Origin of the sequence: Qipengyuania seohaensis (assembly GCF_002795865.1) — a bacterium.
Classification (GTDB): domain Bacteria; phylum Pseudomonadota; class Alphaproteobacteria; order Sphingomonadales; family Sphingomonadaceae; genus Qipengyuania; species Qipengyuania seohaensis.
In genome coordinates this window covers 2,789,622-2,815,203 of sequence record NZ_CP024920.1, presented here as the reverse complement: position 1 = coordinate 2,815,203, position 25,582 = coordinate 2,789,622, and the positions used below count along the sequence as shown (strand labels likewise).

The following is a 25,582-nucleotide window of genomic DNA, read 5'->3' as shown; positions in this document are numbered from 1 at the left end:
ACATCTTCCCAAATTCGCCCCGCTTCTTGCGCGAAAAAGGTGAACATACCGTTAGTCATAGACCCGCGAACGCGCGGAATCGCTAGGAATTAGCACGAATTAGCAGAGTGTCTCAAATCAGGACTTCGGCAGCCGGGCCCTGTCCAAGGAATGCGCTGGGAGATGCGCTCGCCCCATAGGCCCCGGCGCAGAACACAGCGACCAGATCGCCAACCTCTGCGCGCGGCAGGAATGCCTTGTCGGCCAGCCTGTCGAGAGGGGTGCACAGGCATCCCACGACATTTACCTCTTCGGCCGGTTCCTCTGCGAAGCGGTTGGCTATCGCTATGGGATAGTTGCGCCTCACCACGGTGCCGAAATTGCCCGATGCGGCCAATTGGTGGTGCAGCCCGCCATCCGTGACGAGATAGGTTTCTCCGTGGCTTTCCTTCCGATCGATGACGCGGGTGACATAGATACCGGCTTCGCCCACCAGGTAGCGGCCAAGTTCAACGAAAAAGTCCGCTTCCGAGAGGAGTTCAGGTAGACTTTCCAACCGTCTGGACAAGGCACCTCCAACCGCGTCGAGGTCAAGAGGCTCGTCGCCGTGGAAATACGGGATGCCGAAACCGCCACCCATGTTGAGCTTGGGCAGCGCGATATCCGCCTCGCGCGCCAGTCTGTCGGCGAGCGCGAGGATGTTGCCCTGCGCCTCGATGATCGCCTCCGCGCTCAGTGCCTGGCTGCCGGTGAAGATATGCAGGCCGCGCCATTCACACCCTGCATCGACAATCGTGCGAATGAGGTCGGGGACACGTACGGCATCCACTCCGAACGGTTTCGCACCGCCACCCATTTTCATGCCGGACCCCTTCAGTTCGAAGTCCGGATTGACCCGCACCGCGAGCCGGGGGGTTGTTCCAATACGGTCGGCAATCGCCAGGGCACGAGTGGCCTCGTTCTCGCTTTCCAGGTTCAGGGTTACCCCCGCGGCAATTGCCGCTTCCAGCTCGGCGTCGCGCTTGCCCGGGCCGGCAAAGCTGACCCGTTGCCCCTCGATGCCTAGTTGCTGCAGCATCTCCAATTCGCCGCCAGAAGCGATGTCGAGGCCATCGACCAACCCCGAAATGAATTCGAGAAGTGGCGTATAACTATTTGCCTTGATTGCGTAATTTACTTTAATCCTGTCCGGCAATGACGTGCGCAAGTGCGATATCCTGCGTTCTATCAAGGACCTGGAGTAAGCGAAAAACGGGGTGCGTCCGGCTTCTGCCCCCATCTGGGAAACAGGGACGCCGGCAACGGCAAGCTCGCCATCCAGGACGCCATAGCCTTCGGGGATCGGGCCGATCGGTTTCATGCGCCTATCTCCTTTTTCAGGGCTGTCCGGTCGATTTTGCCGTTCGGGTTCAGGGGCATCGTGTCACGCCAGTGATAGGCATGTGGCTGCATGAAATTCGGCAACTCCCGTGATAGCTGGCGTTTCAACTGCTTTTCGAGCGCGTCGAGAGGCTCCTCCCGTTCGGATCTCGAAACGAGGTGGATGGCATGACCCAGTTTGGGATCGGCGATCCCGAAGGCAACAGCTTCTGCCACCAGGCCGGTGGCCAGCGCCGCGCTCTCGATCTCCTGGGGGCTGATCCGGTTTCCTGCGCTCTTGATCATCGCGTCACGGCGACCGACGAAGTAAAGCAAGCCATCCTCATCGCGTTTGACCCGGTCACCGGACCATACGGCGATCCCTCCATACTTCGAGGAGGCAGGTGCAGGCTTGAATCGCTGCGCGGTGCGAACGTCATCCTGCCAATACCCTTGGGCGACCAGCGGGCCGCAATGCACGAGTTCACCCTCCTCCCCGGCGGCGGCAGGAAGGCCCTGATCGTCGATCACAAGGATTTCAGCGAAAGGGATCGCTCTACCCATGGAGGTCGGATGCGTGTCCACCAGCGCGGGTTCGAGGTAGGTCGAGCGGAAAGCTTCGGTCAGACCATACATCGGGAATAGGTCCGCTGCGGGAAACAGCGAGCGCAGATTTGCGACGAGGTCTTCGGTCAATGCACCGCCGCTATTGGTCATCCTGCGCATCGATGCGACGGCCTCGTCGGGCCATTCGATCTCGGTAAGCTGCACCCAGAGCGGAGGGACGGCGGCAAGCGTCGTCACCGCATGCCTGGCGCACGCCTTCACCACGTCTTTCGGAAACAGGTAATCGAGCGGCACGACACAGCCGCCTGCATACCACGTGCTCAAAAGCTGGTTCTGGCCGTAATCGAAACTTAGCGGGAGAACCGCAAGCGTGACGTCGTCACCCTCCATCCCGAGGTAGTGGGCAACCGAGACCGCGCCCAGCCAAAGGTTCGCATGACTTAGCATCACGCCCTTCGGTGCTCCTGTGGATCCGCTGGTATAGAGGATCGCGGCCAGTTCGTCGGGATCGCGATCGGATGGCGGGAGCGAACGACCGTTCGCATTGGCCAATCCCGTAACCTCGTCTTCCGCGATGACTTCACAATGCGCCGGGATGTCGCGCTCTTCCAGCGATTTGAGGCGTGCAGGCGTTGCCAGCAACAGGCACGCTCCGCTGTCGCTCAGGATGTGGGCGACCTGGCTGTGCTTGAGGAGAGGATTGATCGGGACGTGGATCATCCCCGCGCGTGCAGCGGCAAGCGGCAGCAGGCACGTGAGTTCACCCTTCGCCGCCCAACTGGCGACGCGCGATCCCGCCTCGCACTTGCTTGCAAGCCATCCAGCAAGCAGCGCAACGCCTTCGCGTAAATCTGCATAGGTCAACGTCCTGTCTCGCAGGACGAGAGCGCGTGACTGTGCATCGCCCAACTCGGCGAGTTGATCCAACGGTTGCGGCGTGGGATCAGGCAGGAGCGATCCAGGCGGGGAGTTACCGGTGGTCATCACGGTCAGCTATCACGACACGGTTACAAAACTGCAAGGGCTCGACGGCCCCGATGCGGGACCTTTCGACCGATATGAGTGGTATCGACTGCTGGAAGCGCACGGGGCGGCCCCGTTCGTCGCTCGTGGCACCGACGGCGAGAGGACTGCAGCCCTCCCCTTGCTGCGCGGAAACAAGGGGCTGGAGCCCCTGAGCAACTGGTTCGCATTCTCCTGGCGGCATCTGACGGGTGACCACGACGCGTCCCGCCTCCTCGTCGAGATCGCCCATGACCTGAAAAAGCAAGCGCATCGCGTGGATCTGTTTCCGCTGGCTGCCGAGGACGGCTCTTACCAGGATTTGCGGGAAGCTTTCGAACACGCCGGCTGGTCCGTTTACGGCGAACAGTGCGACGAAAATCACGTACTCCGGGTAGAGGGGCGCAGTTTTACCGAATACTGGGACACGCGTCCCGGCAGGATGAAGACCACGGTGAAGCGCAAAGCCTCCAAGGTCGAAGTGACAATATCCGCATCATTTCAATCTTCTGAGTGGGAAACTTACCGGCACATCTACAATCGAAGCTGGAAGCCGCGTGAGGAAAGGGCGGATATTCTCGAAGCGTTTGCGCGCATGGAAGACGGGCGCGGAGCCTACCGCCTCGGTATTGCGCGGATCGGGGGCGAGCCCGTCGCCGCCCAGTTCTGGAGCGTCGACCACAAGGTCGCTTCCATCCACAAGCTGGCCCATCTCGAAAGCGCTGAGCCCTATTCCGCAGGGACGGTGCTCACCGCAGCGCTGTTCGAATATGCAATCGATGTCGATCGTGTCGAGCTGATCGATTTCGGCACCGGATCGGATGCCTATAAACGCGACTGGATGGAAGAATGCCGGCCGCGATTTCGCCTTACCTGCCTCGATGCCAGGCAACCGGGCGCATGGCCGGCCTTGGCCAAGCGTATGCTGGGCCGCCTTGCACCGCGCAAAGTGCGCGGCTAAGGCGGCCTCCGCTTCAAGAGGGGAACCTTTCAGACCTATGGGCGAAATCGCCACATCCGAGCCGACCGGTCCGAGCCGCAGCGCGATTGATACTGCGCTGCGTTCCATCATGTCCGACGTGCTGGCACTCGATCCCGAGCAGGTTGCCGAGTTCGATGGAGACACAGGGCTCTTCGGACACCTTCCGGAACTCGACTCGATGGCCGTCGCCACCCTTCTGACCGAGATGGAAGACCGTCTCGATATCATCATCGAAGATGACGATGTCGATGGCGAAATGCTCGAGACCTATGGCGCACTCCTGGCCTTCGCAGAGGCCAAGGTAATCGAAGGCTGAGCGCGCGCTCCCATGTTCATTGAATGGCCCGCCCCGCTCCCCGATGGCGGGACGAGCATGGAGCTGGCAATTTCCACGGCCCGCAAGGATGCACCTGACCTCCTGGTAATCCCGCCGCTGTTCGATGAAGCGAACCGGATGCGCGCGCAGCTGGTTCTGCTCATGCGCACCCTGCAGGACCTCGGCATCTCCAGCGTCATGCCGGATCTGCCGGGGATCAACGAAAGCCTTCAGCCGCAAGACGCGCAGACCCTGTCAGCCTGGCGCGCCGCTGCGGGATCTGCGGCGAAGCACTTCGGGGTCCGTCACGCCCTCTTCACGAGATCTGCCTGTTCCCTCGATACCGGCGTGGTTCCGGCAATATATTATGCACCGTCCGACCCGGCAAAACTGCTGCGGGCGATGGCACGGGCGCAAAGCCTTGCCGAAAAGGAAGCGGGCAACCACCGCACCCCGTCCCAAATCATCGAAAAAGCCTGCTCAGATGGAGCAACGCTCGCCGGCTGGAAGATCGGGGCGGCAATGGCCCGCGAGCTTGTCGAAGGCACCGTAGACGGGAATGTCACGGCAAGGATCCTCACCCATGATGATATCGGAGGGCGCCCTCTCTGGCTCAGCAATGAAGGCGGGGTCGACGAAAAACAGGCGATAGCCCTGGCCGCCCTCATCGCGGAAGAGGCACGTCTCCCATGAGCCGCCTCCATCTCGCCTTTCACTGCGGTGGGCTCAACCTTGCCGGAACTCTCGACAATGCGCCGGGAACGACCGGACTGCTGATCGTCACGGGAGGACAGGAACCGCGTGCAGGTGCATTCGGTTGGCAGGCACGCCTTGCCGCCGAGGTGGCAAGTGCCGGCTTCCCGGTATTCCGTTTCGACAGGCGCGGCATCGGAGACAGCGAGGGTGAGGATCGCGGCTATGAGAAGTCCCGCAAGGACATAGCCTCGGCGCTGCAGGCATTTCGCGCGCTATCGCCGCAAATGGATAGCGTGGTCGGCTTTGGCAATTGCGATGGCGCATCGGCGCTCATGCTGGCGGAAGGATTGGGTTGCGATGCGCTCGTCCTGAGCAATCCCTGGGCAATCGAGGATAGCACCGCATCGCTGCCACCGGCCGCCACGGTCAGATCCCGCTATCTCTCCAAGCTCCGCAACCCCGGGGAAATTTGGCGCCTGCTGACAGGTAAGGTGGACCTCCCGAAGCTGGCTTCCGGTATTCGGCACGCATCTGGGACTGGCCAGCAGGCCAACCCCCTGATCCCTCCTTTGAAGGCGGGACTTGCGGAATTTTCAGGAGACGTTCGCTTCCTCGTTGCGGAAAACGACCGGACGGCCCAGGTTTTCGCGGCCGATTGGGGGCCTGACGAGCGCATGGCGGTGTGCGAAAACGCTGGCCATGCCTATGCGGAACCGCAGGCCCGGGAATGGCTGCTGGCCCAGGTACTCCTGGCTCTCAGGTCCTAGCGCGTGAAGTAGCTGGTCAGCTCGACATGCGTCGACCAGCGGAATTGGCCAACCGGACGCAACGCCTCCAGCTTGAATCCTGCATCGACGAGCGTCCTTGCATCGCGGGCCCAGCTCGATGGATTGCAACTCACATAGACGACGCTGCCGATCTCGCTTGCGGCGATTTGCGCCACCTGCTCGCGCGCACCCGCGCGGGGAGGATCGAGCAAAACCGCTGAAAACTTAGATATTTCCGTAGCTTCCAGAGGATTTCTGAAAAGATCTCGATGCATCGCGTGGACCGGAATACCGCGGCTGTTGGCAGCCGACTTGCATGCGAGATACGCGTCGCGCGCCGCTTCTGCTGCGAGTACCTTCGCCGGGTTGGCAAGAGCGAAGGCAAAGGTCCCGAGGCCGGAAAACAGGTCGGCGATAGTGGTTGATCCCTCCAGCCAGCGCTTAGCATCGGCAAGGAGCACCTCTTCGCCATCCGAAGTAGGCTGCAGGAAGGCACCTTGGGGCAAGCCGACGGGCACATCGCCGAGTGAAATCGTGACAGGTTCAGGCTCCCAGACGGGCTCTGGTCCGAAACCCTGGTCGAGTGAGAGACGCGCCAGAGAGTGTTCCCTCGCAAAGTCCAGCAATGCCTCGGTAACCGCCAGTCCGTCGGCCTCGATACCCTTGATCGCACAGTCGATGCCCTGCTCGGCGAGCGTCAGCGAAACATCGACCGGGCCGCGGCCCGCAAGGTCGACTACCAGCTTGCGCAAGGGTGCGACGAGCGAGAAGAGACGCGGATCGAGGATCTCGCATTCGCGCATGTCGACGATGCGGTTGCTTCGCGCCTCGCGAAAACCGATCACCGCCCCCTTTCCGGCCTTGAGCGCATGCAAGGTAGCCCTCCGCCTCGACTGCGGCGGCGAAAGGTGGGTCGGCAGGCTTTCGCCGATGTCGATTTCCTGGCCGCGGGCCGCGTTGACGACCCGATCGGTCACGAATTGCTGCAAGGCGTATTCATCAGCGTGCTGGAGCTGGCACCCGCCGCACGTACCGAAATGCCGGCACGGTGGCGTCGCGTGATGAGGACCGGCTTCTATCAATCCGTCCGACGTCACCACGTCTCCGGTGACGGCGCCTGCCACATGCCTGCCCGACTGTGTGACGCCGTCGCCCTTTGCGGCAATACGGACGATTTCTTCTGTCTCGCTCATAGGAACGACGCCATGGCCGGTTTGACGCAATGTGCAAGCTGCAAGGCGGTAAAGGCCGGACCGGCGAGGCACGCCGCTTCGTGATGCAACCAGACGGCGTCCTGCGCAGCCTCCATGGGACTACGCGATCCAGCGAGGCGCGCCGCGCAAATCCCTGCGAGCACATCCCCGGACCCGGCCACCGAAAGCCAGCTGCTACCTTGCGGAAAGAACACTGTAGTGCCCTCACCCACCAGGATCGTGTCCGGTCCCTTGGCCAGGACCGTCAGGCCTGTCGCCGCCGACAATGAGCGTGCCCGATCGAGCTTGCCGTTCGCTTCGACGCCGAAGGATTTGCACAATGCCGCCAATTCGCCTTCATGCGGCGTCAGCAGGAGGCGGGACGGATCGACACCTTCCATAAGATCGTCGTCGAGCAGGTGAAGCGCATCGGCGTCGAGCACGCATTGCCTGCCTGACGTCAAAGCTGCTGCCAGTCGTTCGCGCGAAGTCGCGCCCCGCCCCAGCCCTGGTCCGACCAGCAGAGCGTCAATGCGATCATCATTCAGCGCTACATCGAGATCGTTGTCGACGATCACCAAATCGGCCGGTGCGTCCGGGTGCGACCGGTCGCTGAAAAGCTTCACATAACCCGCACCTGCGCGCATCGCCGCTTCGCAGGACAAGAGCGGCGCGCCGGGCATTTCCCCGGCCACAACGGCGACGAGACCCCGCGTATATTTGTGCGCATCCGCTGCCGGTGCCGAAAGCACGGGCCGGCTGGAGAGGAAGCCATGGACGCCGTCGAAAGGCAGTCCGAGGTCGACCAGCTTTTTCTCGCCCATCCTCGCCACCGAAGGCATCAGGAAATGCGCCTGCTTCCATGCACCCAATGCAATCGTCAGGTCGTATCGCGGCATAGGTCCGAGAGTGGAACCGCAATCGCTCCGCACAGCACTCGGGACATCGATTGCGATTTTAAAACAGCTACTTGCAGATAGTTGCTCGAGCAGTTCGCGAAATGCACCCTCGACCTGACGCGACAGGCCGTAGCCGAAGAGGCAGTCGACCACGATTGCATGCTCTAACCGGCCCTTCTCGCGCGAGTCGCCCCCAAACCGACTTCGGGCGGTTCCGGCAGTATCCGTCGAGGGTTCGACCGGTGCGATGACGTCGACATCGTATCCGCGGGAACGCAAATCCTCGGCGATCACATATCCATCGCCGCCATTGTTACCCGGACCGCACAGGACAGTCACCGGCCTGCCGCCTGCCGCGCGATGCACCCATCGGGCGGCCCCCTGTCCGGCCTTGAGCATGAGGTCCCACTCGCTGACGCCGGCCGCCATGGCCGCCTTCTCGGCAGCAACCATCTCCGAAACCGTCAGGACAGGCTCACTCACCGACGGGCTCCTCCCAGCGATAGCGGTCGTTCTCGATGGTGAGGACGACCCAATCGCCCTGTTGTTCGCTGCTGGCCTCTTCGGCGCCGTCACCGGCATCGAACCCGGCTGGGCTTTCGGAAAGTTCGAGGCGGCGGAACCCCCCATCGGGATGGCGCACGACGAATTCGGCGTTCGCGCCGGGCATCTCTTCGGAGAGGCGACATTGACGGACGAACTCTTCCGAGCCGTTGAGAGCACATTCGATCGCGATACCGCCCTGTTCGGCAATACCGGGAGCAGCCTCTGGCTCGGGTGAGCAGGCGGCGAGAAGACCGATGGCGAGGGTCAGGAGCACAAACTTCATTGCTGGCGGCGCTGCCACTTCGCGCGCCACGGTGCAAGCGTGCTCGGCTCAGCGGCGCCTCAACTGGTCGACATCGCGGATTGCCCCTCGCGCTGCCGACGTGGTCATTGCGGCATAGGCCTTGAGCGCCGGAGATATCGCACGAGGGCGCTCATTCGCAGGCTGCCATGCGTTTTCACCCTTGTCGCTGATCACGCCTCGCCGCCGCTCCATCTCGGCATCGTCGATCATCAGGTTGATTGTGCGGTTCGGGATGTCGATTTCGATCCGGTCACCATTTTCGACGAGAGCGATTTCGCCTCCCTCCGCCGCTTCTGGCGAGACGTGTCCGATCGACAGCCCCGAAGTGCCGCCTGAAAAGCGCCCGTCGGTCAGCAATGCGCAAGCAGCCCCAAGCCCCTTCGATTTGAGGTAGCTGGTGGGATATAGCATCTCCTGCATTCCAGGCCCGCCGCGCGGCCCTTCGTAGCGGATGACGACGACGTCGCGTGCCACCACCTGTTCGGTAAGGATGGCGGTAACGGCATCGTCCTGGCTTTCGTAAACCTTAGCCGTGCCGGAAAAGGTCAGGATGCTCTCGTCAACGCCGGCAGTCTTCACAATACACCCGTCACGGGCGATGTTGCCGTACAGGACGGCAAGACCGCCATCCTGGCTGAAGGCATGCTCTGCGCTGCGAATGACGCCATTCTCGCGGTCGAGGTCGAGCGATTCCCAGCGGCGCGACTGGCTGAAAGCGGTCTGCGTTGGTACGCCGCCCGGAGCTGCAGAGAAAAACTCGCGAACCTTGTTGTTCTGCGTGCGGCCGATGTCCCAGTCATCCAGCGCATCGCCCATCGTGGGGCTGTGTACCGTCGGCAAAGCCGTGTGCAGCAGGCCTGCTTTCTCCAGCTCGCCCAAAATAGACATGATCCCGCCTGCGCGGTGCACGTCTTCCATGTGCACATCGTCCTTCGCGGGGGCGACCTTGGACAGGCACGGCACCTTGCGGCTTAGGCGATCGATATCCTTCATGGTGAAGTCGACGCCCGCCTCATGCGCGGCGGCAAGCAGGTGGAGCACGGTATTGGTCGATCCACCCATGGCGATATCGAGGCTCATCGCGTTTTCGAAAGCTTCGAAACTCGCGATGGATCTCGGAAGGACGCTGGCGTCGTCTTCTTCGTAATACCGACGAGCCAGCGTTACGATCAGCCGCCCTGCCCGCTCGAACAGGCCCTGGCGATCGGCGTGGGTTGCCAATGTCGAACCATTTCCTGGCAGAGAAAGTCCAAGCGCCTCGGTCAGGCAGTTCATCGAATTCGCGGTGAACATGCCTGAACAGGAACCACAGGTCGGACAGGCCGATCTTTCGATCTCGGCAACCTGCTCGTCGGTGTAGGAATCGTCTGCGGCCGCCACCATGGCATCGACAAGGTCGAGCGCCTTTTCCTTGCCATCGAGGATCACCTTGCCGGCCTCCATCGGTCCGCCGGACACGAACACGGCAGGGATGTTGAGCCGCATCGCCGCCATCAGCATGCCCGGCGTAATCTTGTCGCAGTTGGAGATGCAGACCATCGCATCGGCACAATGGGCGTTGACCATGTATTCGACGCTGTCTGCGATCAGGTCGCGACTGGGGAGCGAATAGAGCATCCCGTCGTGGCCCATCGCGATCCCGTCATCGACGGCGATGGTGTTGAATTCCTTTGCCACACCGCCGGCCGCCTCGACCTGTCTTGCGACCAATTGGCCCAAATCCTTCAGGTGCACATGGCCTGGCACGAACTGGGTGAAGCTGTTGACGATTGCGATGATCGGCTTGCCGAAATCCTCGTCCTTCATACCGGTCGCCCGCCACAGGCCGCGCGCTCCGGCCATGTTGCGGCCATGAGTAGTGGTGCGTGAACGATAGGCGGGCATGGCAATCTTCTCCGTCTGGAGCCTTAGCCCTAGCAGACAGATCGATGCGGGATAACGGGTATTCGGCGGCAGATTTACCGCAGATCGCCCAAGTTGGGCTTTAGGCGCGCGCTGCTATCAGACTTCGAGTGCGACGCGGCCCATGACATCTGCCAGCATAACGGCCCAACGGGCCTGGCCTGCCTCGTTGACGATCTGGTCCTGCCGGATCTCGACCGTGCAATAGGGAATGCCCGCGGCTTCAGCGTGACGATCCATCGTCGCATTGAGTTCCTTGCCCGAATACGGCTCGTTATCTCCGACGGTCAGGCCCTGTTCGCCGAACAGGCGGATCGCGTGGCGTGCTGCGCGGTCGTCCTGGTTGTAGAGCAGCGAAACCTCCCAGGGCCGGTCCTCGTCACTGGTTTTCATCTTCGGGGTAAAGCTGTGCAGAGCCACGATCATGCGCGGCTGGACCCTGGAAATCAGCTTGCTCAGGGCATCGTGATACGGCCTGTGGAAGCGATCGAGCCGCGCTTCGACGTTCGCGCCGATGTTACCTGCAACAAGACGGCCATCGCTTTCGGTCGGGACTACGGCGGGGTCGTCCTCGGTGCGATGGAAGTCGCAGACCAGGCGGCTGACGCAGGCGATGTGTGCAGGAATGTTGTGACGGCGTGCGAGGCGATCCGCGATGCCTTCCACACCGATATCGACGGCGATGTGCTGGTCCAGCAGTGCGGGGTCGATGCCGAGTTCGATATCCTCGGGCACGAAATTCGATGCGTGATCGGCAACGCAAAGCAGGCCGCCGGGTCGCAGGTCGTCCGTGCCGACCTGGCGATACGGCAAATTGTCGATCATCATCTGAGAAGGCCCTTCATCTGCCACCAGTCGGGATTCGAGGCAGCGAGGGTTTCGGCTGCCGCATCCCGTGCCGGAATATCTTCGTAAAGTGCGAAACAGGTTGCACCAGAGCCTGACATACGGGCCAGAAACGGGTCGGTTCCGCGCATTTCATCCAGTATCTGGGCAATGACCGGGCACAATTCAATTGCCGGCTTCTCGAGGTCGTTGCGCCCCGCAAGCGCGATCTCACGTGCGTCGCCTCGCGGCATCGGGCCGCGATCGATCCCGTCCCAGAGCTTGAACACCGGCCCGGTCGCGAGCGGCTGGCGCGGATTGACCAGCAGTGCGGGCTTTCCGGCAAGGCTGTCGTCTGCAGGCTCAAGCTCGGTTCCGGTCCCCCGGCCGATGCACGTCCGGCTCTCGACGCAGGCGGGCACATCTGCACCAAGATCCGTAGCACGCGCATGCCAATCGTCCGGGAGGCCGTGCAATTCGCGAACGATGCGGAACACGGCACCTGCATCGGCAGAGCCGCCACCAAGCCCAGCCGCGACGGGCAGGTTCTTCTCCAGCGTGACGGCCAGCCCGCCATTGCGTGGCAATTTACCGAGAGCCTTCGCCACCAGATTGTCGAAGGGATCGTCCAGCCCGGACGCAAACTCTCCGACAGCGGTGACCGTGTCCTGCTCTGCCGGGTTTGCGGTTAGCCTATCCCCCGCATCGACAAAGGCGAACAGCGTCTCGAGCCCATGATAGCCGTCCTCGCGCCGCTTGCGGACATGCAGCGCGAGGTTGATCTTGGCATATGCGGTTTCTGCGATCGACACGCGGGGCGCGGATCACATGTTCGGATAGTTCGGCCCGCCGCCACCTTCGGGCGTGGTCCATTCGATGTTCTGGTTCGGATCCTTGATATCGCAGGTCTTGCAGTGGACGCAGTTCTGCGAGTTGATCTGAAATTTGGGCTCCTGACCCTCTTCCTCGATCCATTCATAGACGCCAGCCGGGCAATAGCGGGTCGAAGGACCGGCAAAGACTTCGAGCTCGCTTTCGCGCTGCAATTCGCGGTCGCAGACCTTGAGGTGGACCGGCTGGTCTTCCGCGTGATTGGTGTAGCTGTAGGCCACATTGGTCAGGCGGTCGAAGCTGAGCACGCCGTCGGGCTTGGGATATGCAATCTTCTTGTGAAGGTCTGCTCGCTCAAGCGTTTCGTAGTCGCGGTGATGCTTCATCGTGATCGGCAGGCCGATCTTGAGCGTACGCATCCACATATCGATACCAGCGAGCACGGTACCGATGTCGCCGCCGTATTTCGCGACGGCAGGCTGGGCGTTCTTCACCAGCTTGAGCTCGTCCGCGATCCAGCTGGAGCGCACGGCCTCGTCGTAATCCATCAGTTCGGTGTGTTCGCTACCTGCAGCGACGGCTGCCGCGATGCTTTCGGCTGCCAGCATGCCGCTCTTCATAGCGGTGTGGCTGCCCTTGATGCGCGGCACGTTCACGAAACCGGCTGCACAGCCGATCAGTGCGCCGCCCGGGAAAGCGAGCTTCGGCACGCTCTGCCAGCCGCCTTCGTTGATGACGCGCGCGCCATAGGCCACGCGCTTCCCGCCTTCGAGCAGCTCGGCGATGGCCGGGTGATGCTTGTAGCGCTGGAATTCCTGATAGGGCGAAACATAGGGGTTCTTGTAATCGAGCGAGGTCACGAAGCCGATTGCGACCTGCCCTGCAGCCTGGTGGTAGATGAAACCGCCGCCCCAGGTATCGCTTTCCGAGAGGGGCCAGCCCTGTGTATGGATCACCTTGCCCGGTTCGTGCTTCGCCGGATCGACGTCCCACAATTCCTTGATGCCGAGACCGTAGACCTGCGGCTGGCAATCAGCCTCAAGATCGTACTTGGCTTTCATCTTCTTGGTGAGATTGCCGCGCGCACCTTCTGCGAAGAGCGTGTATTTCGCGTGGATTTCCATGCCGGGCTGGTAGTCGCCCTTGTGGCTGCCATCTTCGGCAATGCCCATGTCCTGCGTCACGACGCCCGTGACCGCGCCCTTGTCGTCGAACAGAACCTCAGAAGCCGGGAAGCCGGGGAAGACCATGACACCCAGACCTTCGGCCTGTTCGCCCAGCCAGCGAGCCAGATTGCCCAGCGAACCGGTGTACTTGCCTTCATTCGACATGAAGGGCGGCATCATGAATTCGGGCAGGTCCGACTTGCCGGTTGCCGACAGAACCCAGTGATGGTTTTCCGTCACCGGCGTCTGCGCCATGGGGCAGTCCATATCGCGCCACTCGGGCAAGAGCTCGTCGAGGGCCTTGGGATCGACCACCGCACCCGAGAGAATGTGCGCCCCGATTTCGCTGCCCTTTTCGAGCACTACGACTTCGAGTTCTTCGTTGATCTGCTTCAGCCGGATTGCCGCTGCAAGGCCCGCCACACCGCCGCCGATGATGACGACGTCGCAGGGCATGGATTCACGTTCGCTCATGTCTCTCTCTTTTCGTCGCTATTCGCTTGCGCGATGCCTTGATTGTTGGAGCGTTCGAGGTCAAGACCTGCGCTGGACGGATGATGCACGAAAATCCCAAGCAAAACGGCGATTTCGCCACCGCAGAAGCTCTCGAAGCGGCCTTCGACTGGTGGCTGGAGGCGGGTGTCGACCTGGATTACTCGGATGACCACTCCAACTGGCTGGCCGAACCCGAAGTCGAAGAAGCCGTAGCGGCGCCAAAGCCCGTCAAACGCATCGAAGAGCCCAAGCAGACGCCGGTCGAACGGGCGTTCGAAGGAACTGCGCAAGCCATCTCTATCGGCGGCGATCAGGCAAGCTGGCCGGACGACCTCGCAAAATTTCGCGAATGGTGGCTGAGCGAGCCTTCACTAAGCCATGCACGGGTCGAAGATCGCCTACCGCCGCGCGGAGTCGCCAAGGCGCGCCTGATGGTGATCGTGGCGGAACCCTATGGCGACGATGCCGACGAATTGCTGTCCGGCGGCGCGGGCCGTTTCGCGGGTGCCATCCTGCGCGCCATGGGTATCGACCAGCACGAGGCCTATCTTGCCAGCGCCCTGCCTGCGCCTTCATCCTTTCCGGACTGGAGCGCGCTTGCGTCCTCCGGCCTGTCGCAGGTGCTGGCTAACCACATCAAGCTTGCCGAGCCGGAGCGAGTCCTCGTCTTCGGGCGCGGCCTCGCCCCGCTCTTCGGCATCGACGCCGCACAAGCGCGCAAGGCCAGCACGCTCGACCTGTCCGGTCGCACAGTGCCGGTCCTGCTCGCACCCGATCTCGCCGAACTTTCGCGGTCGCCGCAACGCCGCCACAATTTCTGGAACCGCTGGCTCGAATGGACCCAATGACCAAACGCCTGATTCTTCTGGCCTGCCTCGCGTCCGCAGCAGGCGGCCTCGCCACTCCCGGGATGGCGCAATCGTCTGACAGCTTGCGCTATTTCACGCGGTCGCACGCTTCGGCGCTGCCGCAGCTGTTGTCGCAGGACGACCAGCTCTACTACCGCTCGCTGTTCGAGGCGATCGAAGCGCGCAACTGGGACCGTGTCGAAGTGATGCTGCAACAGCGGGACGACGGGCCACTCCACGGCTCGGCGCTCGCCGCTTACTATCTCCATCCCGAAAGCCCGCGGATCGAGCTGCCACGCATCGAGGCCTGGCTCGGCCGGTATTCCCGCCATCCGGAAGCAGCTGGAATCATCCGGCTTGGCCAGACGAGAGGCCTGGAAAGTCCACCCTCGCTGCCGCGCGCGCAGCAATTGTCGCGCCAGCCCTATTCAACGAAGCGCATCCTGCCTCGCACAGTCGATGACGGCTCCATGCGGGACGATATAAAGAGCGCTATCCTCGAGCGCATTTCCAATGACGATCCGGACGGCGCACGACTGCTGCTCGACGGCGTCGACGCATCACTGTCCCGCGAGGCGCGCGCGGAATGGCGCCAGCGCGTCGCATGGTCCTACTATATCGAGAACCGCGACCGCGAAGCTTTCGGCATGGCTCAGCTCGTCGGTCAGGGATCGGGCGCCTGGGTCGCGGAAGGTGACTGGGTCGCGGGTCTCGCCGCCTGGCGCCTCGGCGATTGCGCCAATTCCGCTGACTTCTTCCGTCGCAGCGCCGCCGGGTCGACCAACCCCTCACTGACTGCGGCTGCCCACTATTGGGCGTCGCGGGCGCTGGTCCGTTGCCGTCAACCGGAAAAGGCTGACGAGCAGCTACGCGGGGCCGCGCGGTTCGACGAAACGCTTTACGGAATGCTGGCGCATGAACAACTGGCCCAGCAACTTCCGCAGGATCACGCCTCGCCGGACCTGACATCGGACGATTGGCGCAGGCTACAAGATGAAGCAGCGGTCCGCGAAGCTGTCATGCTGGCCGAGGTCGGCCGCCGCGATCTGGCCGACGAGGCATTGCGCTGGCAGGCGCGTCACATCGAGGCGTCGGATTACCCTGCCCTAACCCGCTTGGCCCGCGCACTCGGACTTGCCGGTACGCAGACATTCATGGCCTATAATGCGCCGCGCGGGGCATCGTCCCCGCCCAACCTGCGCTATCCGATCGCCTATCACGAACCGACCGGCGGCTGGCGTGTCGACCCTGCCCTTGCCTTTGCCCATGCTTTGCAGGAGTCGAATTTCCGGGAAACCGTGGTGAGCCCGGCGAATGCCATTGGCCTCATGCAAATCCGCCCGATCGCAGCGCGCGAATACGCCGCCTCCATCAACATGAGCTCCAGCGCCGATCTCAAGGATGCGCGCACCAATCTTGCCTTCGGTCAACGCGCGCTCCAGGCGCTCGCCGATGCGGGATACACGCGGGGCCACCTGCCCAAGGTTATGGCGGCCTATAACGCGGGTCCGACGCCCGTTGCGCGCTGGAACAGCGAAATCAACGACCAGGGCGATCCGCTGCTCTGGATGGAATCGATCCCTTATTGGGAAACACGCGGCTACGTGGCCATCGTGATGCGCAATTACTGGATGTACCTTCGCCAGGCCGAAGCGATGGCGGACAGCCGCACTGCCCTAGCCCAGAACGACTGGCCGCAATTCCCCCGGACCCGCTGAAAGGGATACGCTGATGGCAATCGACGAAAGCCTCGAGTTCAAGCCGGTGAACATCGCACTGCTGACGATATCCGACAGCCGTAGCGCCGCCGAAGACACGTCTGGCGACATCCTTGCGGGCCGGATCGAGGCGAGCGGACATCACCTTGCAGCACGCGAAATCAGCAAGGACGACAAGAACGAGATCGCGGCGCACCTGCATCGCTGGATCGACGACGAGCAAGTCGATGCCGTCATCACCACCGGCGGCACCGGGCTGACCGGCAGGGACGTGACGCCGGAGGCTTTGGACCGGGTGAAGGACAAGGACATCCCGGGTTTCGGCGAGTACTTCCGCTACATCAGTATCGAGAGCATCGGGACGAGCACCATCCAGAGCCGGGCCTGCGCCGTGCTCGCGCGCGGGACTTACATTTTCGCCCTTCCCGGTTCGAACGGCGCCGTAAAGGACGGCTGGGACAAGATCCTCGCCTACCAGCTCGACAGTCGCCACCGTCCCTGCAACTTCGTCGACATCATGCCGCGCCTGCGGGAGCGATAATCCCTCTGTTCTGAACCCAATGTTCTATGTATGTTCTTATACATGGACAAAAGCCTTGAGTCGCCTGTCGCGGGACGGGGTGCGCAGTCACGCTCGGTCCCGACCCGCTTCGGCCTTGCCACGCGCGAGGCCGATGGCGACTGGCGCGATCACATGGAGGCGCTGGACGGCCCACCGGTAAAGCTGCGCACCCATGTGACGGAGGAAAAACCCCGCACGATCCTCAGCTTCAACCAGTCGCCGGATATTGCCTTCGACCGGTCGATCAACGCTTATCGCGGGTGCGAGCACGGCTGCGTCTATTGCTTCGCCCGCCCAACCCATGCCTATCACGACCTGTCGCCCGGGCTGGACTTCGAGACCCGGCTGTTCGCAAAGCCGAACGCAGCGGAAATCCTTCGCGCCACCCTGTCGAAGCCGAAATATCGCCCCAAGCCCATCGCAATGGGGACCAATACCGATCCCTACCAGCCGATAGAGCGACGCTATCGCATCACGCGGCAGGTGCTGGAGGTGTGCCTCGACGCGCGCCATCCCGTCACGATCACCACCAAGTCGGACAGGGTTTGCGACGATCTGGACCTGCTAGCGGAAATGGCGGAACGCCGGCTCGTCGCAGTCGCGATTTCGGTGACCAGTCTCGACCCGAAGCTTTCGGGGAAGCTCGAACCGCGCGCAGCATCGCCTGCCAAGCGACTCGCAGCATTGCAGAAACTGGCCGAAGCCGGAGTGCCCACCCATTGCTCCGTCGCGCCGGTCATCCCCGCCATTACCGATGAGTTCATGGAGGAGATCGTCCAGCGCGCCGCCGCAATCGGGGTCGACAGCGTCGGCTGGATCCCGCTGCGCCTGCCACACGAAGTCGCCCCGCTGTTCCGCGAATGGCTCTCGGTCCACTACGCCGAGCGCGGCGACAAGGTGATGAGCATCGTCCAGTCGATCCGCAACGGGAAGGACAACGATCCCAACTTCTTCTCGCGCCTCCGACCAACCGGCGTATGGGCGGACCTGTTTCGAGCGCGATTCCGCGTAGCCTGCAAGCGCGCAGGCCTCGGAAAAGCCAAATTCGAGCTGGATTGCACGCAGTTCAGACCACCCGCGGTGGGCGGGCAATTACGGTTGCTTTGAATTTACGGAACCAGGCGGAAAGCGGACGTTAGCTGGTCTCTTGTGAGCCTGTACTCGAAGGATTGACCCGCTGAAGTCCCCGTCATTCAATGCTTTGCCAGCTGCCTGCCCGGACTTTATCCCCCCTGAAGAACTGGACGCGGCCCATTGACGAGATTTCTTGCCTTGGCCTGGGCGGTGAGCACCAGTTCGGCGGCAAGCAGGGCCTGGGCCTGATTTTGAGCGACCTCTGTCCGCTCAACCACGTCTGAAACGAACTGCGGACCGAACGGGAGCGGCACATTGCTGCAATCGATGTAGCTCGTGCCCTTGCGGTCAGCCAGAAGGAGGTGATCTCCACCCGGACGGCCCTGAATGTCGACGTACTTGCGCAGTTCAATGTAGCCTTCGGTGCCCAGGATGAAGAGGCGCCCGTCGCCCCACGTCGGCAGGCCGTCAGGGGTGAACCAGTCGACCCTGACATAGCCGGTCCCGCCATTGCCGCTCAGTGTCATATCCCCGAAGTCCTGGAATTGCGGATGGCCGGGAGTGTCCAGATTGCCGACTTGCGACGCCACCACGTGCGCTTCGGTGGATGCGGTGTAGTACAGGAACTGATCGGCCTGATGGCTACCGATGTCGGTCAGGATGCCGCCATAATTCTTCACATCCCAGAACCATTCCGGCCGCTTGGGCGCGCTCATGCGGTGTGGGGCGATGTTGATGGTCTGAATTACCCGCCCGATCGCACCGGCACGAACGAGCTCTCCCGCCTTCACCGCGGCGCGCACTTCAAGCCGTTCCGAATACATGATCGCAAACTTGCGCCTGGTAGCAGCGATCGTGCTGCGCACTTCGGCCAGCTGGGCAAGACTGGTGATCCCCGGTTTGTCCGAAAGAAAGTCCTTTCCCGCGAGCATCACACGGATGCCAAGCGGCGCGCGAAGATGGGGAATGGAGGCGCTGGCCACGACCTGCACGCTCTTGTCGTCGAGAACCTCGGCTTCGGTGCGCGCAACTTTCACATCGCCATAGCGGGCGAGATAGCGCGCAAGCTGCCTCGGGTCGCTCGCATGCACCGCGACGAGCGTACCGCCGCCGCGGATCAGCGTGTCCGTCATCGCGTAGATATGCGGATGATCGAGCCCGATGACCGCGAACCGCAACCGGTGCCTGGCGCCGGGATCGGGGCCTGTTGGCGCGGCATTGGCGGTAAGCCCGTTGCCCAGCCCGGTCGATTGTGCACGCACTGCGCCTGCCAGACCTGCTCCGGCCATGCCCAGGCCGCCCAGCATCAGGCGGCGATTGATCTTGTCCATACGATTGCTCCTTGTGGGGGCAGGTCAAGACGTCTCCGCCATGCGCTAAATCTCGCACAATTGAACACTGTCAGCAATCGGGCCGGGAGCAGACCTAACCGAACCCCTCGCCCGCAGCTCCGGGCTTGAAGCGCACCAGCCTGCTGTCGACCAGCGCCGCTGTCCGGTTGACCACCGCCTCCTGATAGTCAGGGTCCTTGATCATCTCGAAGAAGGCCCCTGCATTGGGATACTGTGCCACGAAGCCATCGTGCCATTGCATCCCCTCCGGCCCGGTCACAACAGTTTGGAACGCGCCGCGCCACACGATGCTGCCTCCGACCCTCCGGAAGATCGGACCGCTGGTCTTGCCGTATTCCTCGTAAGCGCGGCGGCCGGTCCAGCCATTGCCGTGATGCTCGTGACCCTCGGGATATTCTGCCTCTTCGCGATACTGAAGGAGGTTGAGCATATGGATCGGCTCGTCGCGCGGGAGGTTCTTGAACACCTCGAAATTGGTGCGGCTCGGGTCAATGTAGGTTGCGCTCACGTATCTCTCCTCAGACTTCGATTTCACGATAGGAGCCGGGCGCAATGCCGTCGACGCTCCAGTCTCCGATGCGCCAGCGGATAAGCCGCAGCGTCGGCAGTCCCACGGTGGCCGTCATGCGGCGCACCTGCCGATTGCGGCCCTCCGTGATCTCCAGCGCAATCCAGCTATCGGGAACGCTCTTGCGAAAGCGCACAGGCGGCTCTCGTTCCCACACGGGCGGCGGATCGATAGGTTTCGCACGGGCGGGCCGCGTCATGCCGTCGTTGAGCTCCACGCCGCGCGCCAGTTTCTCCAACGCATCGTCGTCAGCCTCGCCCTCCACCTGCACCAGATAGGTCTTCGCCATCTTGTAGCGCGGCTCGGCAATGCGCGACTGCAGCCGACCATCATCGGTCAGCAGGAGCAGCCCTTCGCTATCCTTGTCGAGCCTGCCCGCGGGATAGACGCCCGGCACATCGACCAGATGCGCCAGCGTATCGTCCACCCCCTCCTTGCCCCCGGTGAACTGCGACAGGACACCGAAGGGCTTGTTCAGCAGGATTAGCCTGCTCACGTCTCGAGCTTGTAGTCGGCGAACCGGTCGCGCAGGTCCTTCTTGCTGATCTTGCCAGTGGCGGTGTGCGGGATGTCGTCTACGAATTCGACCGCATCGGGCAGCCACCACTTGGCGATCTTGTCAGACAGGAAATTGACGACCTGTTCTGCAGTGACGTCCTGCCCCTCTTTCTTGACCACGAACAGGACCGGGCGTTCATCCCACTTGGGATGGTACATGCCGATGCAGGCCGCCTCGGCGACGCCGGGGTGGCCCACGGCCGCGTTTTCGAGTTCGACAGAGCTGATCCATTCGCCGCCGGACTTGATCACGTCCTTGGTGCGGTCGGTCAGCTGCAGCGTTCCGTCGGGATGAAGCATGCCGACATCGCCCGTGTCGAACCAGCCGTCGTCGGTGACTGCGTCCTCTTCCGCCTTGAAGTAACGCTTCACCACCCATGGCCCGCGGATTTGCAGGGCACCGGAGGTTTCGCCATCGCGAGGCAGGACCTTCGTCGGATCGTCGAGATCGATGGTGCGCAGTTCCACGCCGAAGATCGGGCGCCCCTGCTTCATCGTCTTCACGACCTTTTCCTCGAAGCTGAGCTGGTCCCAGTCATGCGTCGGACCGCCGACCGTGCCGATGGGCGATGTTTCGGTCATACCCCAGGCGTGCTGGACGCGCGTGCCGTTCTTCATCAACCGCTCGATCATGAACTTTGGCGCTGCGGAACCGCCGATGGTGGCGGCCTTGAGCGGCGGCAGGTCGATGCCCTCGGCGTCGCAATACTGGAAATGGGCGAGCCAGACGGTGGGGACGCCCGCGCTGTCGGTTACGCCTTCCTTGAGCATCATCTCGTGCAGGACCGCAGGGTCGTTGACCGCGCTGAACACGAACTTGATGCCCGCCATCGCGCCCGCATAGGGAAGACCCCAGCTCGCCGCGTGGAACATAGGGACCACTGGCAGCATCACCGAAGACGCGCTGAAATTGAAAGTCGAAGGCTGCAGTCCCGCTAGCGCATGCAGCACCGTGCTGCGATGTTCGTACTGCACACCCTTGGGATTGCCCGTGGTGCCGCTGGTGTAGCAGATCATGCAGGGGTCGCGCTCGTCACCCTGGACCCATTCGAACTCGCCCGATTGCGCGCCGATCCAGTCTTCGAACGAGGTCGTATGTTCGCCGCTGTCGAAGCAGATGTAATGCTCCACGGTCTTCCACCGGTCGCGCATCTTGTCGACGATCGGCTGGAAGGCGGCGTCGTAGATCATCACGCGGTCTTCTGCGTGATTGACGATATATTCGAGCTGGTCCTCGAACAGGCGGGGGTTCACCGTGTGGAGCACGCCGCCCATCCCGGCGACGCCGTACCAACTGACGAGGTGGCGGGAGTGGTTCATCGCGAGGCTGGCGACCTTGTCGCCCTTGTTCAGGCCGAGTGCCTGAAGGGCCTGCGCCATCTTGAGTGCATCGGTGCGAATGCCAGCCCAGTTGGTCCGCGTCTCGCTACCATCGGCCCAACGCGTGACGATCTCGCGATCCGGCGCTTCGCGCGCCGCGTGATCGATCACGTGGGTCACGCGCATGGTCCAGTCCTGCATCGCTCCGAGCATTCGTTTCTCCTCTCTCGTCCCCGGCCCGTCCGTGCGGGCCCGAATTAGCTGACGAGTCGGAGATGTGCTCCGCCGCGCCGCTTGTCGAGCTGCACCTTGGCAAGGCTCGGCACGCTTGCCAAGCGTTCGGCAAGCTCTCCGTCGAGCGCGAAATTGCGACCAAGCCGCATCACGGGATCGGCGGCCTCGCCAGTCCGTAGCGTCACGAGCACTTCGTCCTGGCCGCCCAAGGCTTCGAGCAATTCTGCTTTCAATGCCTCAAGCGCAGCCGCATCGTGCACGTCCAGCGTCATGATCATCGGCATCGAACCGCGCACTTCGGATAGCGGCGTCCCCCCGCGAACGGTGATGCGCGGCGGTTCGTCCGGGCTGGGAGAATCGAGTTCCACCTGAAGCAGGATGCAGGTCTGCTCTTCCGCCCACTTCAGGAACCTGTCGACCATGCTCTCTTCGAAACAGGCCGCGCTGAACTGGCCCGACGCGTCGGAAAAGTCCGCACGGATAAAGGGCTTGCCCCGCCGGGTGGTGCCCTTGTTCACCTTCTCGACCATGGCGGCCATGACTGCATTGGAGCGCCCACCGCTTGGCGCGCCGCCTGCCATGAGCGAGGCATAAGTCCGCGCACCGTTGGCAGAGGCGACATCCTTCCACGCTGCCACCGGGTGGGCGGAGAAATAGAACCCAAAATTTTCGCGCTCGCGCGCCATTCGTTCGACCCGCGGCCAGTCCTCGACCTCTTTCAGTCGCAGCGTGTCGCCCTGCTCCTCTTCGCCGCCGAACAGGCCCGCCTGCCCGCTCGACCGCTCGCGTTCGGCGGCATCGGCCACGGCCAAAAGGAGGTCGGCATTCTCGAAGACCTTGGCACGGTTGGGCTCCAGCGCGTCGAGCGCGCCCGCGCTGGCCAGAGCTTCCAGCTGGCGCGAATTGAGCGAACCCTTTGGGATGCGCTCGAACAGGTCCTGTAGGCTTTCGAACTCGCCCGAAACCTCGCGTTCGTGGACGATGGCGTCCATCGCCTTTTCGCCCACATTGCGGATCCCGGCTAGCGCATAGCGCACTGCATAGCCGTCATCGGTCTGTTCGACCGTGAACTCCGCCTCGGATTTGTTGAGGCACGGCGGCTCGACCGCGATACCCTGCCGCCGCGCATCGTCGACGAAGATCGTCAGCTTTTCCGACTGGTGCATGTCGAAGCACATGGAAGCGGCGAAGAATTCTTCCGGGTAATGCGCCTTCATCCACGCGGTCTGATATGCAAGCAGCGCGTAGGCCGCAGCGTGCGACTTGTTGAAGCCGTAGCCGGCAAACTTGTCGATCAAGTCGAACAGCTCGTTCGCCTTGTTCTTCTCGATGCCCGAGACTTCCTTGCACCCGGTCACGAAGCGTTCGCGCTGGATGTCCATTTCCGCCTGGACCTTCTTACCCATCGCGCGGCGCAGCAAGTCTGCATCGCCAAGCGAATATCCGGCGAGGATCTGGGCGGCCTGCATGACCTGTTCCTGGTAGACGAAAATGCCGTAGGTTTCGGCAAGGATGCCTTCCAGTTTCTCGTGCGGATATTCGATCGGCACCTCGCCTGCCTTGCGCTTGCCGAACAGCGGGATGTTGTCCATCGGGCCCGGACGATAGAGCGAGACGAGCGCGATAATGTCGCCGAAATTGGTCGGTTTCACCGCCGTCAGCGTGCGGCGCATGCCTTCCGATTCCAGCTGGAACACGCCAACGGTGTTACCCGCCTTCATGAGGTCGTAGACGGCCGGATCGTCCAGTTCGAGCTGAGACAGGTCGATCGTGATGTCGCGTTTCTTGAGGAGGTCAGTCGCTTTCTTCAGCACCGAAAGCGTCTTCAGCCCGAGAAAGTCGAATTTGACGAGACCGCTGCTCTCGACATTCTTCATGTCGTACTGCGTCACCGGCATATCCGAGCGCGGGTCGCGGTAGAGCGGAACCAGCTGCGCCAAAGGACGATCGCCGATCACCACGCCGGCCGCGTGGGTCGAGCTGTTGCGCGGAAAACCTTCCAGCTGCATCGCGAGGTCGATCAGGCGTTTGACCTCGTTGTCGTTATCGTACTCAGCCTTGAAATCCGCCGCCCCGTTGAGCGCGCGCGGCAGGGTCCACGGGTCGGTCGGATGGTTCGGGACCATCTTGCAGATACGGTCGACATGGCCATAGCTCATCTGCAGGATGCGGCCCGTATCGCGCAGCACGGCGCGGGCCTTCAGCTTACCGAAGGTAATGATCTGCGCGACATGGTCGTGGCCGTATTTCTGCTGGACATATCTGATCACTTCGCCGCGGCGGGTTTCGCAGAAGTCGATATCGAAGTCGGGCATGGAAACGCGTTCCGGGTTGAGGAAGCGCTCGAACAGCAGGCCCAGCTGGATGGGATCGAGATCGGTAATCGTCAGTGACCAGGCGACCAGGCTGCCTGCACCCGAGCCACGACCAGGCCCGACCGGGATATCGTGATCCTTGGCCCACTTGATGAAGTCGGCAACGATCAGGAAGTATCCGGGAAAGCCCATCTGGTTGATGATGCCAACCTCGTAATCGAGCCGGTCGAGATAGACCTTGCGCTCTTCCTCCGACATTTCGCCATAGGGTTCGAGGCGCGCCTCCAGTCCCTTGCGAGCATCGGCTTCGAGCATACGCGCCTCGCCTTCGAGGTCGCCTGCAAGGCTCGGAAGGATCGGATCGCGATATGGCGGCGCATAAGCGCATCGCTGTGCGATGACGAGAGAGTTGGCCGTCGCCTCGGGAAGGTCGGCAAAGGCCTCTTCCATCATATGCGCGGTCTTTACATAGCCTTCCGGGTTGGACTTGGGCCTTTCCTCCGCGTCGATATGCGTCGAATTCGCAATGCACAGCATCGCGTCATGCGCCTTGTACATGTGCGGTTCGGCGAAGTTGGCCGGGTTGGTCGCTACCAGCGGAAGGTCACGTTCGTAGGCCAGATCGATCAAGGCAGCCTCGGCTGCTTCCTCAACCGCATTGCCGCGGCGAGCAAGCTCGACATAGAGACGCCCTGGAAACAGGGCCTCCAGCCTGTCGAGCATGGCTATCGCGTGGTTGACCTGCCCTTCGGCCAAGAGACGCGTCACGCCGCCCTCGCTCGCACCTGTGAGGGCAATCAAGCCATCGGTGTGGCCTTCGAAATCCTCCAGTCTGATGTGTGGATCGAATTCCAGCGGCCGGTCGAGGTGGGCACGGCTGACGAGGTGGCAAAGATTGTCATAGCCCTTCTCATCCTGCGCGTAGAGCGGCAGGTAATCGACCATACGCCCCTCTTCGTCGCGGGCGACGCCGAGCAATGTACCGGTGATCGGCTGGATGCCTTCCGCCTTGCAGGCATTGGCGAACATCACCGCGCCATAAAGCCCGTTGCGATCGGCTATCGCGATCGCCGGAAACCCGCGTTCCTTTGCCAGCTTGGCCATTGCCTTGGGGTCGATGGCCCCTTCGAGCATCGAATAGGCGGACAGGATACGCAGGGGAACGAAGGGCTTGTAGGGCATCGCCCCAAATTAGTGATTTCCC

Annotated in this window: 22 protein-coding genes; 8 read left to right on the top strand and 14 right to left on the bottom strand. The window is 62.4% G+C overall.

What is annotated here, in order from left to right; all coding sequences use genetic code 11:
* Positions 1 to 112 precede the first annotated feature (112 nt).
* Positions 113 to 1,339, bottom strand: a complete 1,227-nt coding sequence (locus CVE41_RS13905) for a pyridoxal-dependent decarboxylase, exosortase A system-associated (RefSeq protein ID WP_100261190.1) — start codon at positions 1,337 to 1,339, stop codon at positions 113 to 115.
* On the bottom strand, positions 1,336 to 2,889 hold the full coding sequence (locus CVE41_RS13900) for an acyl-CoA ligase (AMP-forming), exosortase A system-associated (RefSeq protein WP_100261189.1): 1,554 nt from the start codon (positions 2,887 to 2,889) through the stop codon (positions 1,336 to 1,338). Before CVE41_RS13900 ends, CVE41_RS13905 begins: the two co-directional genes overlap by 4 nt.
* Between CVE41_RS13900 and CVE41_RS13895 the strand changes: the two genes are divergently transcribed.
* From CVE41_RS13895 to CVE41_RS13880, 4 genes are read left to right on the top strand one after another with little or no spacing between them, the layout of a single operon-like run.
* Entirely contained in the window at positions 2,882 to 3,868 is a 987-nt protein-coding gene (locus CVE41_RS13895; protein WP_232725717.1) for a GNAT family N-acetyltransferase, read from the top strand. The two genes, CVE41_RS13900 and CVE41_RS13895, sit on opposite strands and share 8 nt — an antisense overlap.
* A 37-nt stretch (positions 3,869 to 3,905) precedes the next feature.
* Entirely contained in the window at positions 3,906 to 4,205 is a 300-nt protein-coding gene (locus tag CVE41_RS13890; RefSeq protein ID WP_100261188.1) for a phosphopantetheine-binding protein, read from the top strand.
* A 12-nt stretch (positions 4,206 to 4,217) separates the two neighbouring features.
* A complete protein-coding gene (locus CVE41_RS13885) occupies positions 4,218 to 4,898 on the top strand; it encodes a hypothetical protein (RefSeq protein ID WP_100261187.1) in 681 nt (226 codons plus the stop codon).
* Positions 4,895 to 5,668 carry a hydrolase 1, exosortase A system-associated gene (locus tag CVE41_RS13880; RefSeq protein ID WP_100261186.1) on the top strand — a complete coding sequence of 258 codons (774 nt, stop codon included), beginning with the start codon at positions 4,895 to 4,897 and terminating at the stop codon, positions 5,666 to 5,668. The genes CVE41_RS13885 and CVE41_RS13880 overlap by 4 nt, the downstream gene beginning before the upstream one ends.
* On the opposite strand, the gene CVE41_RS13875 is transcribed toward CVE41_RS13880, so the two are convergent.
* The 7 genes from CVE41_RS13875 to CVE41_RS13845 form a co-directional block, all read right to left on the bottom strand.
* A complete protein-coding gene (locus tag CVE41_RS13875) occupies positions 5,665 to 6,861 on the bottom strand; it encodes a class I SAM-dependent RNA methyltransferase (protein WP_100261185.1) in 1,197 nt (398 codons plus the stop codon). The two genes, CVE41_RS13880 and CVE41_RS13875, sit on opposite strands and share 4 nt — an antisense overlap.
* Positions 6,858 to 8,243: an NAD(P)H-hydrate dehydratase gene (locus tag CVE41_RS13870; RefSeq protein WP_232725716.1), complete on the bottom strand. Its 1,386-nt coding sequence runs from the start codon at positions 8,241 to 8,243 to the stop codon at positions 6,858 to 6,860. The genes CVE41_RS13875 and CVE41_RS13870 overlap by 4 nt, the downstream gene beginning before the upstream one ends.
* On the bottom strand, positions 8,236 to 8,589 hold the full coding sequence (locus CVE41_RS13865; protein ID WP_100261184.1) for a hypothetical protein: 354 nt from the start codon (positions 8,587 to 8,589) through the stop codon (positions 8,236 to 8,238). The genes CVE41_RS13870 and CVE41_RS13865 overlap by 8 nt, the downstream gene beginning before the upstream one ends.
* A 48-nt stretch (positions 8,590 to 8,637) precedes the next feature.
* Positions 8,638 to 10,494 (bottom strand): dihydroxy-acid dehydratase, encoded by a 1,857-nt coding sequence (gene ilvD, locus CVE41_RS13860; protein ID WP_100261183.1) that lies wholly within the window; start codon positions 10,492 to 10,494, stop codon positions 8,638 to 8,640.
* 117 nt (positions 10,495 to 10,611) lie between these two features.
* The gene (locus CVE41_RS13855; RefSeq protein WP_100261546.1) at positions 10,612 to 11,337 is read right to left on the bottom strand and encodes an N-formylglutamate amidohydrolase; all 726 of its coding nucleotides are present in this window, start codon (positions 11,335 to 11,337) and stop codon (positions 10,612 to 10,614) included.
* Positions 11,337 to 12,149 carry a 4-(cytidine 5'-diphospho)-2-C-methyl-D-erythritol kinase gene (locus CVE41_RS13850; protein ID WP_100261182.1) on the bottom strand — a complete coding sequence of 271 codons (813 nt, stop codon included), beginning with the start codon at positions 12,147 to 12,149 and terminating at the stop codon, positions 11,337 to 11,339. The genes CVE41_RS13855 and CVE41_RS13850 overlap by 1 nt, the downstream gene beginning before the upstream one ends.
* 12 nt (positions 12,150 to 12,161) lie before the next feature.
* Entirely contained in the window at positions 12,162 to 13,808 is a 1,647-nt protein-coding gene (locus tag CVE41_RS13845) for an electron transfer flavoprotein-ubiquinone oxidoreductase (RefSeq protein WP_090479455.1), read from the bottom strand.
* A 38-nt stretch (positions 13,809 to 13,846) separates the two neighbouring features.
* Between CVE41_RS13845 and CVE41_RS13840 the strand changes: the two genes are divergently transcribed.
* The 4 genes from CVE41_RS13840 to CVE41_RS13825 are packed head-to-tail and all read left to right on the top strand — an operon-like array spanning position 13,847 to position 18,064.
* Entirely contained in the window at positions 13,847 to 14,677 is an 831-nt protein-coding gene (locus tag CVE41_RS13840) for a uracil-DNA glycosylase family protein (protein WP_198507671.1), read from the top strand.
* The gene (locus tag CVE41_RS13835) at positions 14,665 to 16,395 is read left to right on the top strand and encodes a lytic transglycosylase domain-containing protein (RefSeq protein ID WP_100261180.1); all 1,731 of its coding nucleotides are present in this window, start codon (positions 14,665 to 14,667) and stop codon (positions 16,393 to 16,395) included. The genes CVE41_RS13840 and CVE41_RS13835 overlap by 13 nt, the downstream gene beginning before the upstream one ends.
* 13 nt (positions 16,396 to 16,408) lie before the next feature.
* Positions 16,409 to 16,936 carry a molybdenum cofactor biosynthesis protein B gene (moaB, locus tag CVE41_RS13830; RefSeq protein ID WP_100261179.1) on the top strand — a complete coding sequence of 176 codons (528 nt, stop codon included), beginning with the start codon at positions 16,409 to 16,411 and terminating at the stop codon, positions 16,934 to 16,936.
* A gap of 42 nt (positions 16,937 to 16,978) precedes the next feature.
* Complete coding sequence (locus CVE41_RS13825) at positions 16,979 to 18,064, top strand: PA0069 family radical SAM protein (protein ID WP_100261178.1); 1,086 nt, start codon at positions 16,979 to 16,981, stop codon at positions 18,062 to 18,064.
* 116 nt (positions 18,065 to 18,180) lie between these two features.
* Here the strand turns inward: CVE41_RS13825 and CVE41_RS13820 are convergent, their stop codons facing one another.
* The 5 genes from CVE41_RS13820 to dnaE all read right to left on the bottom strand — a co-directional run bounded on the left by CVE41_RS13820 (position 18,181) and on the right by dnaE (position 25,560).
* The gene (locus tag CVE41_RS13820) at positions 18,181 to 19,362 is read right to left on the bottom strand and encodes a Gfo/Idh/MocA family protein (protein WP_100261177.1); all 1,182 of its coding nucleotides are present in this window, start codon (positions 19,360 to 19,362) and stop codon (positions 18,181 to 18,183) included.
* Between the two features lie 94 nt (positions 19,363 to 19,456).
* The gene (locus CVE41_RS13815; protein ID WP_100261176.1) at positions 19,457 to 19,891 is read right to left on the bottom strand and encodes a DUF1330 domain-containing protein; all 435 of its coding nucleotides are present in this window, start codon (positions 19,889 to 19,891) and stop codon (positions 19,457 to 19,459) included.
* 10 nt (positions 19,892 to 19,901) lie between these two features.
* Positions 19,902 to 20,447: a pseudouridine synthase gene (locus CVE41_RS13810; protein ID WP_100261175.1), complete on the bottom strand. Its 546-nt coding sequence runs from the start codon at positions 20,445 to 20,447 to the stop codon at positions 19,902 to 19,904.
* Entirely contained in the window at positions 20,444 to 22,042 is a 1,599-nt protein-coding gene (locus CVE41_RS13805; RefSeq protein ID WP_100261174.1) for a long-chain fatty acid--CoA ligase, read from the bottom strand. Before CVE41_RS13805 ends, CVE41_RS13810 begins: the two co-directional genes overlap by 4 nt.
* Positions 22,043 to 22,086: 44 nt before the next feature.
* The gene (dnaE, locus tag CVE41_RS13800; protein ID WP_100261173.1) at positions 22,087 to 25,560 is read right to left on the bottom strand and encodes a DNA polymerase III subunit alpha; all 3,474 of its coding nucleotides are present in this window, start codon (positions 25,558 to 25,560) and stop codon (positions 22,087 to 22,089) included.
* Between the last annotated feature and the right edge of the window lie 22 nt (positions 25,561 to 25,582).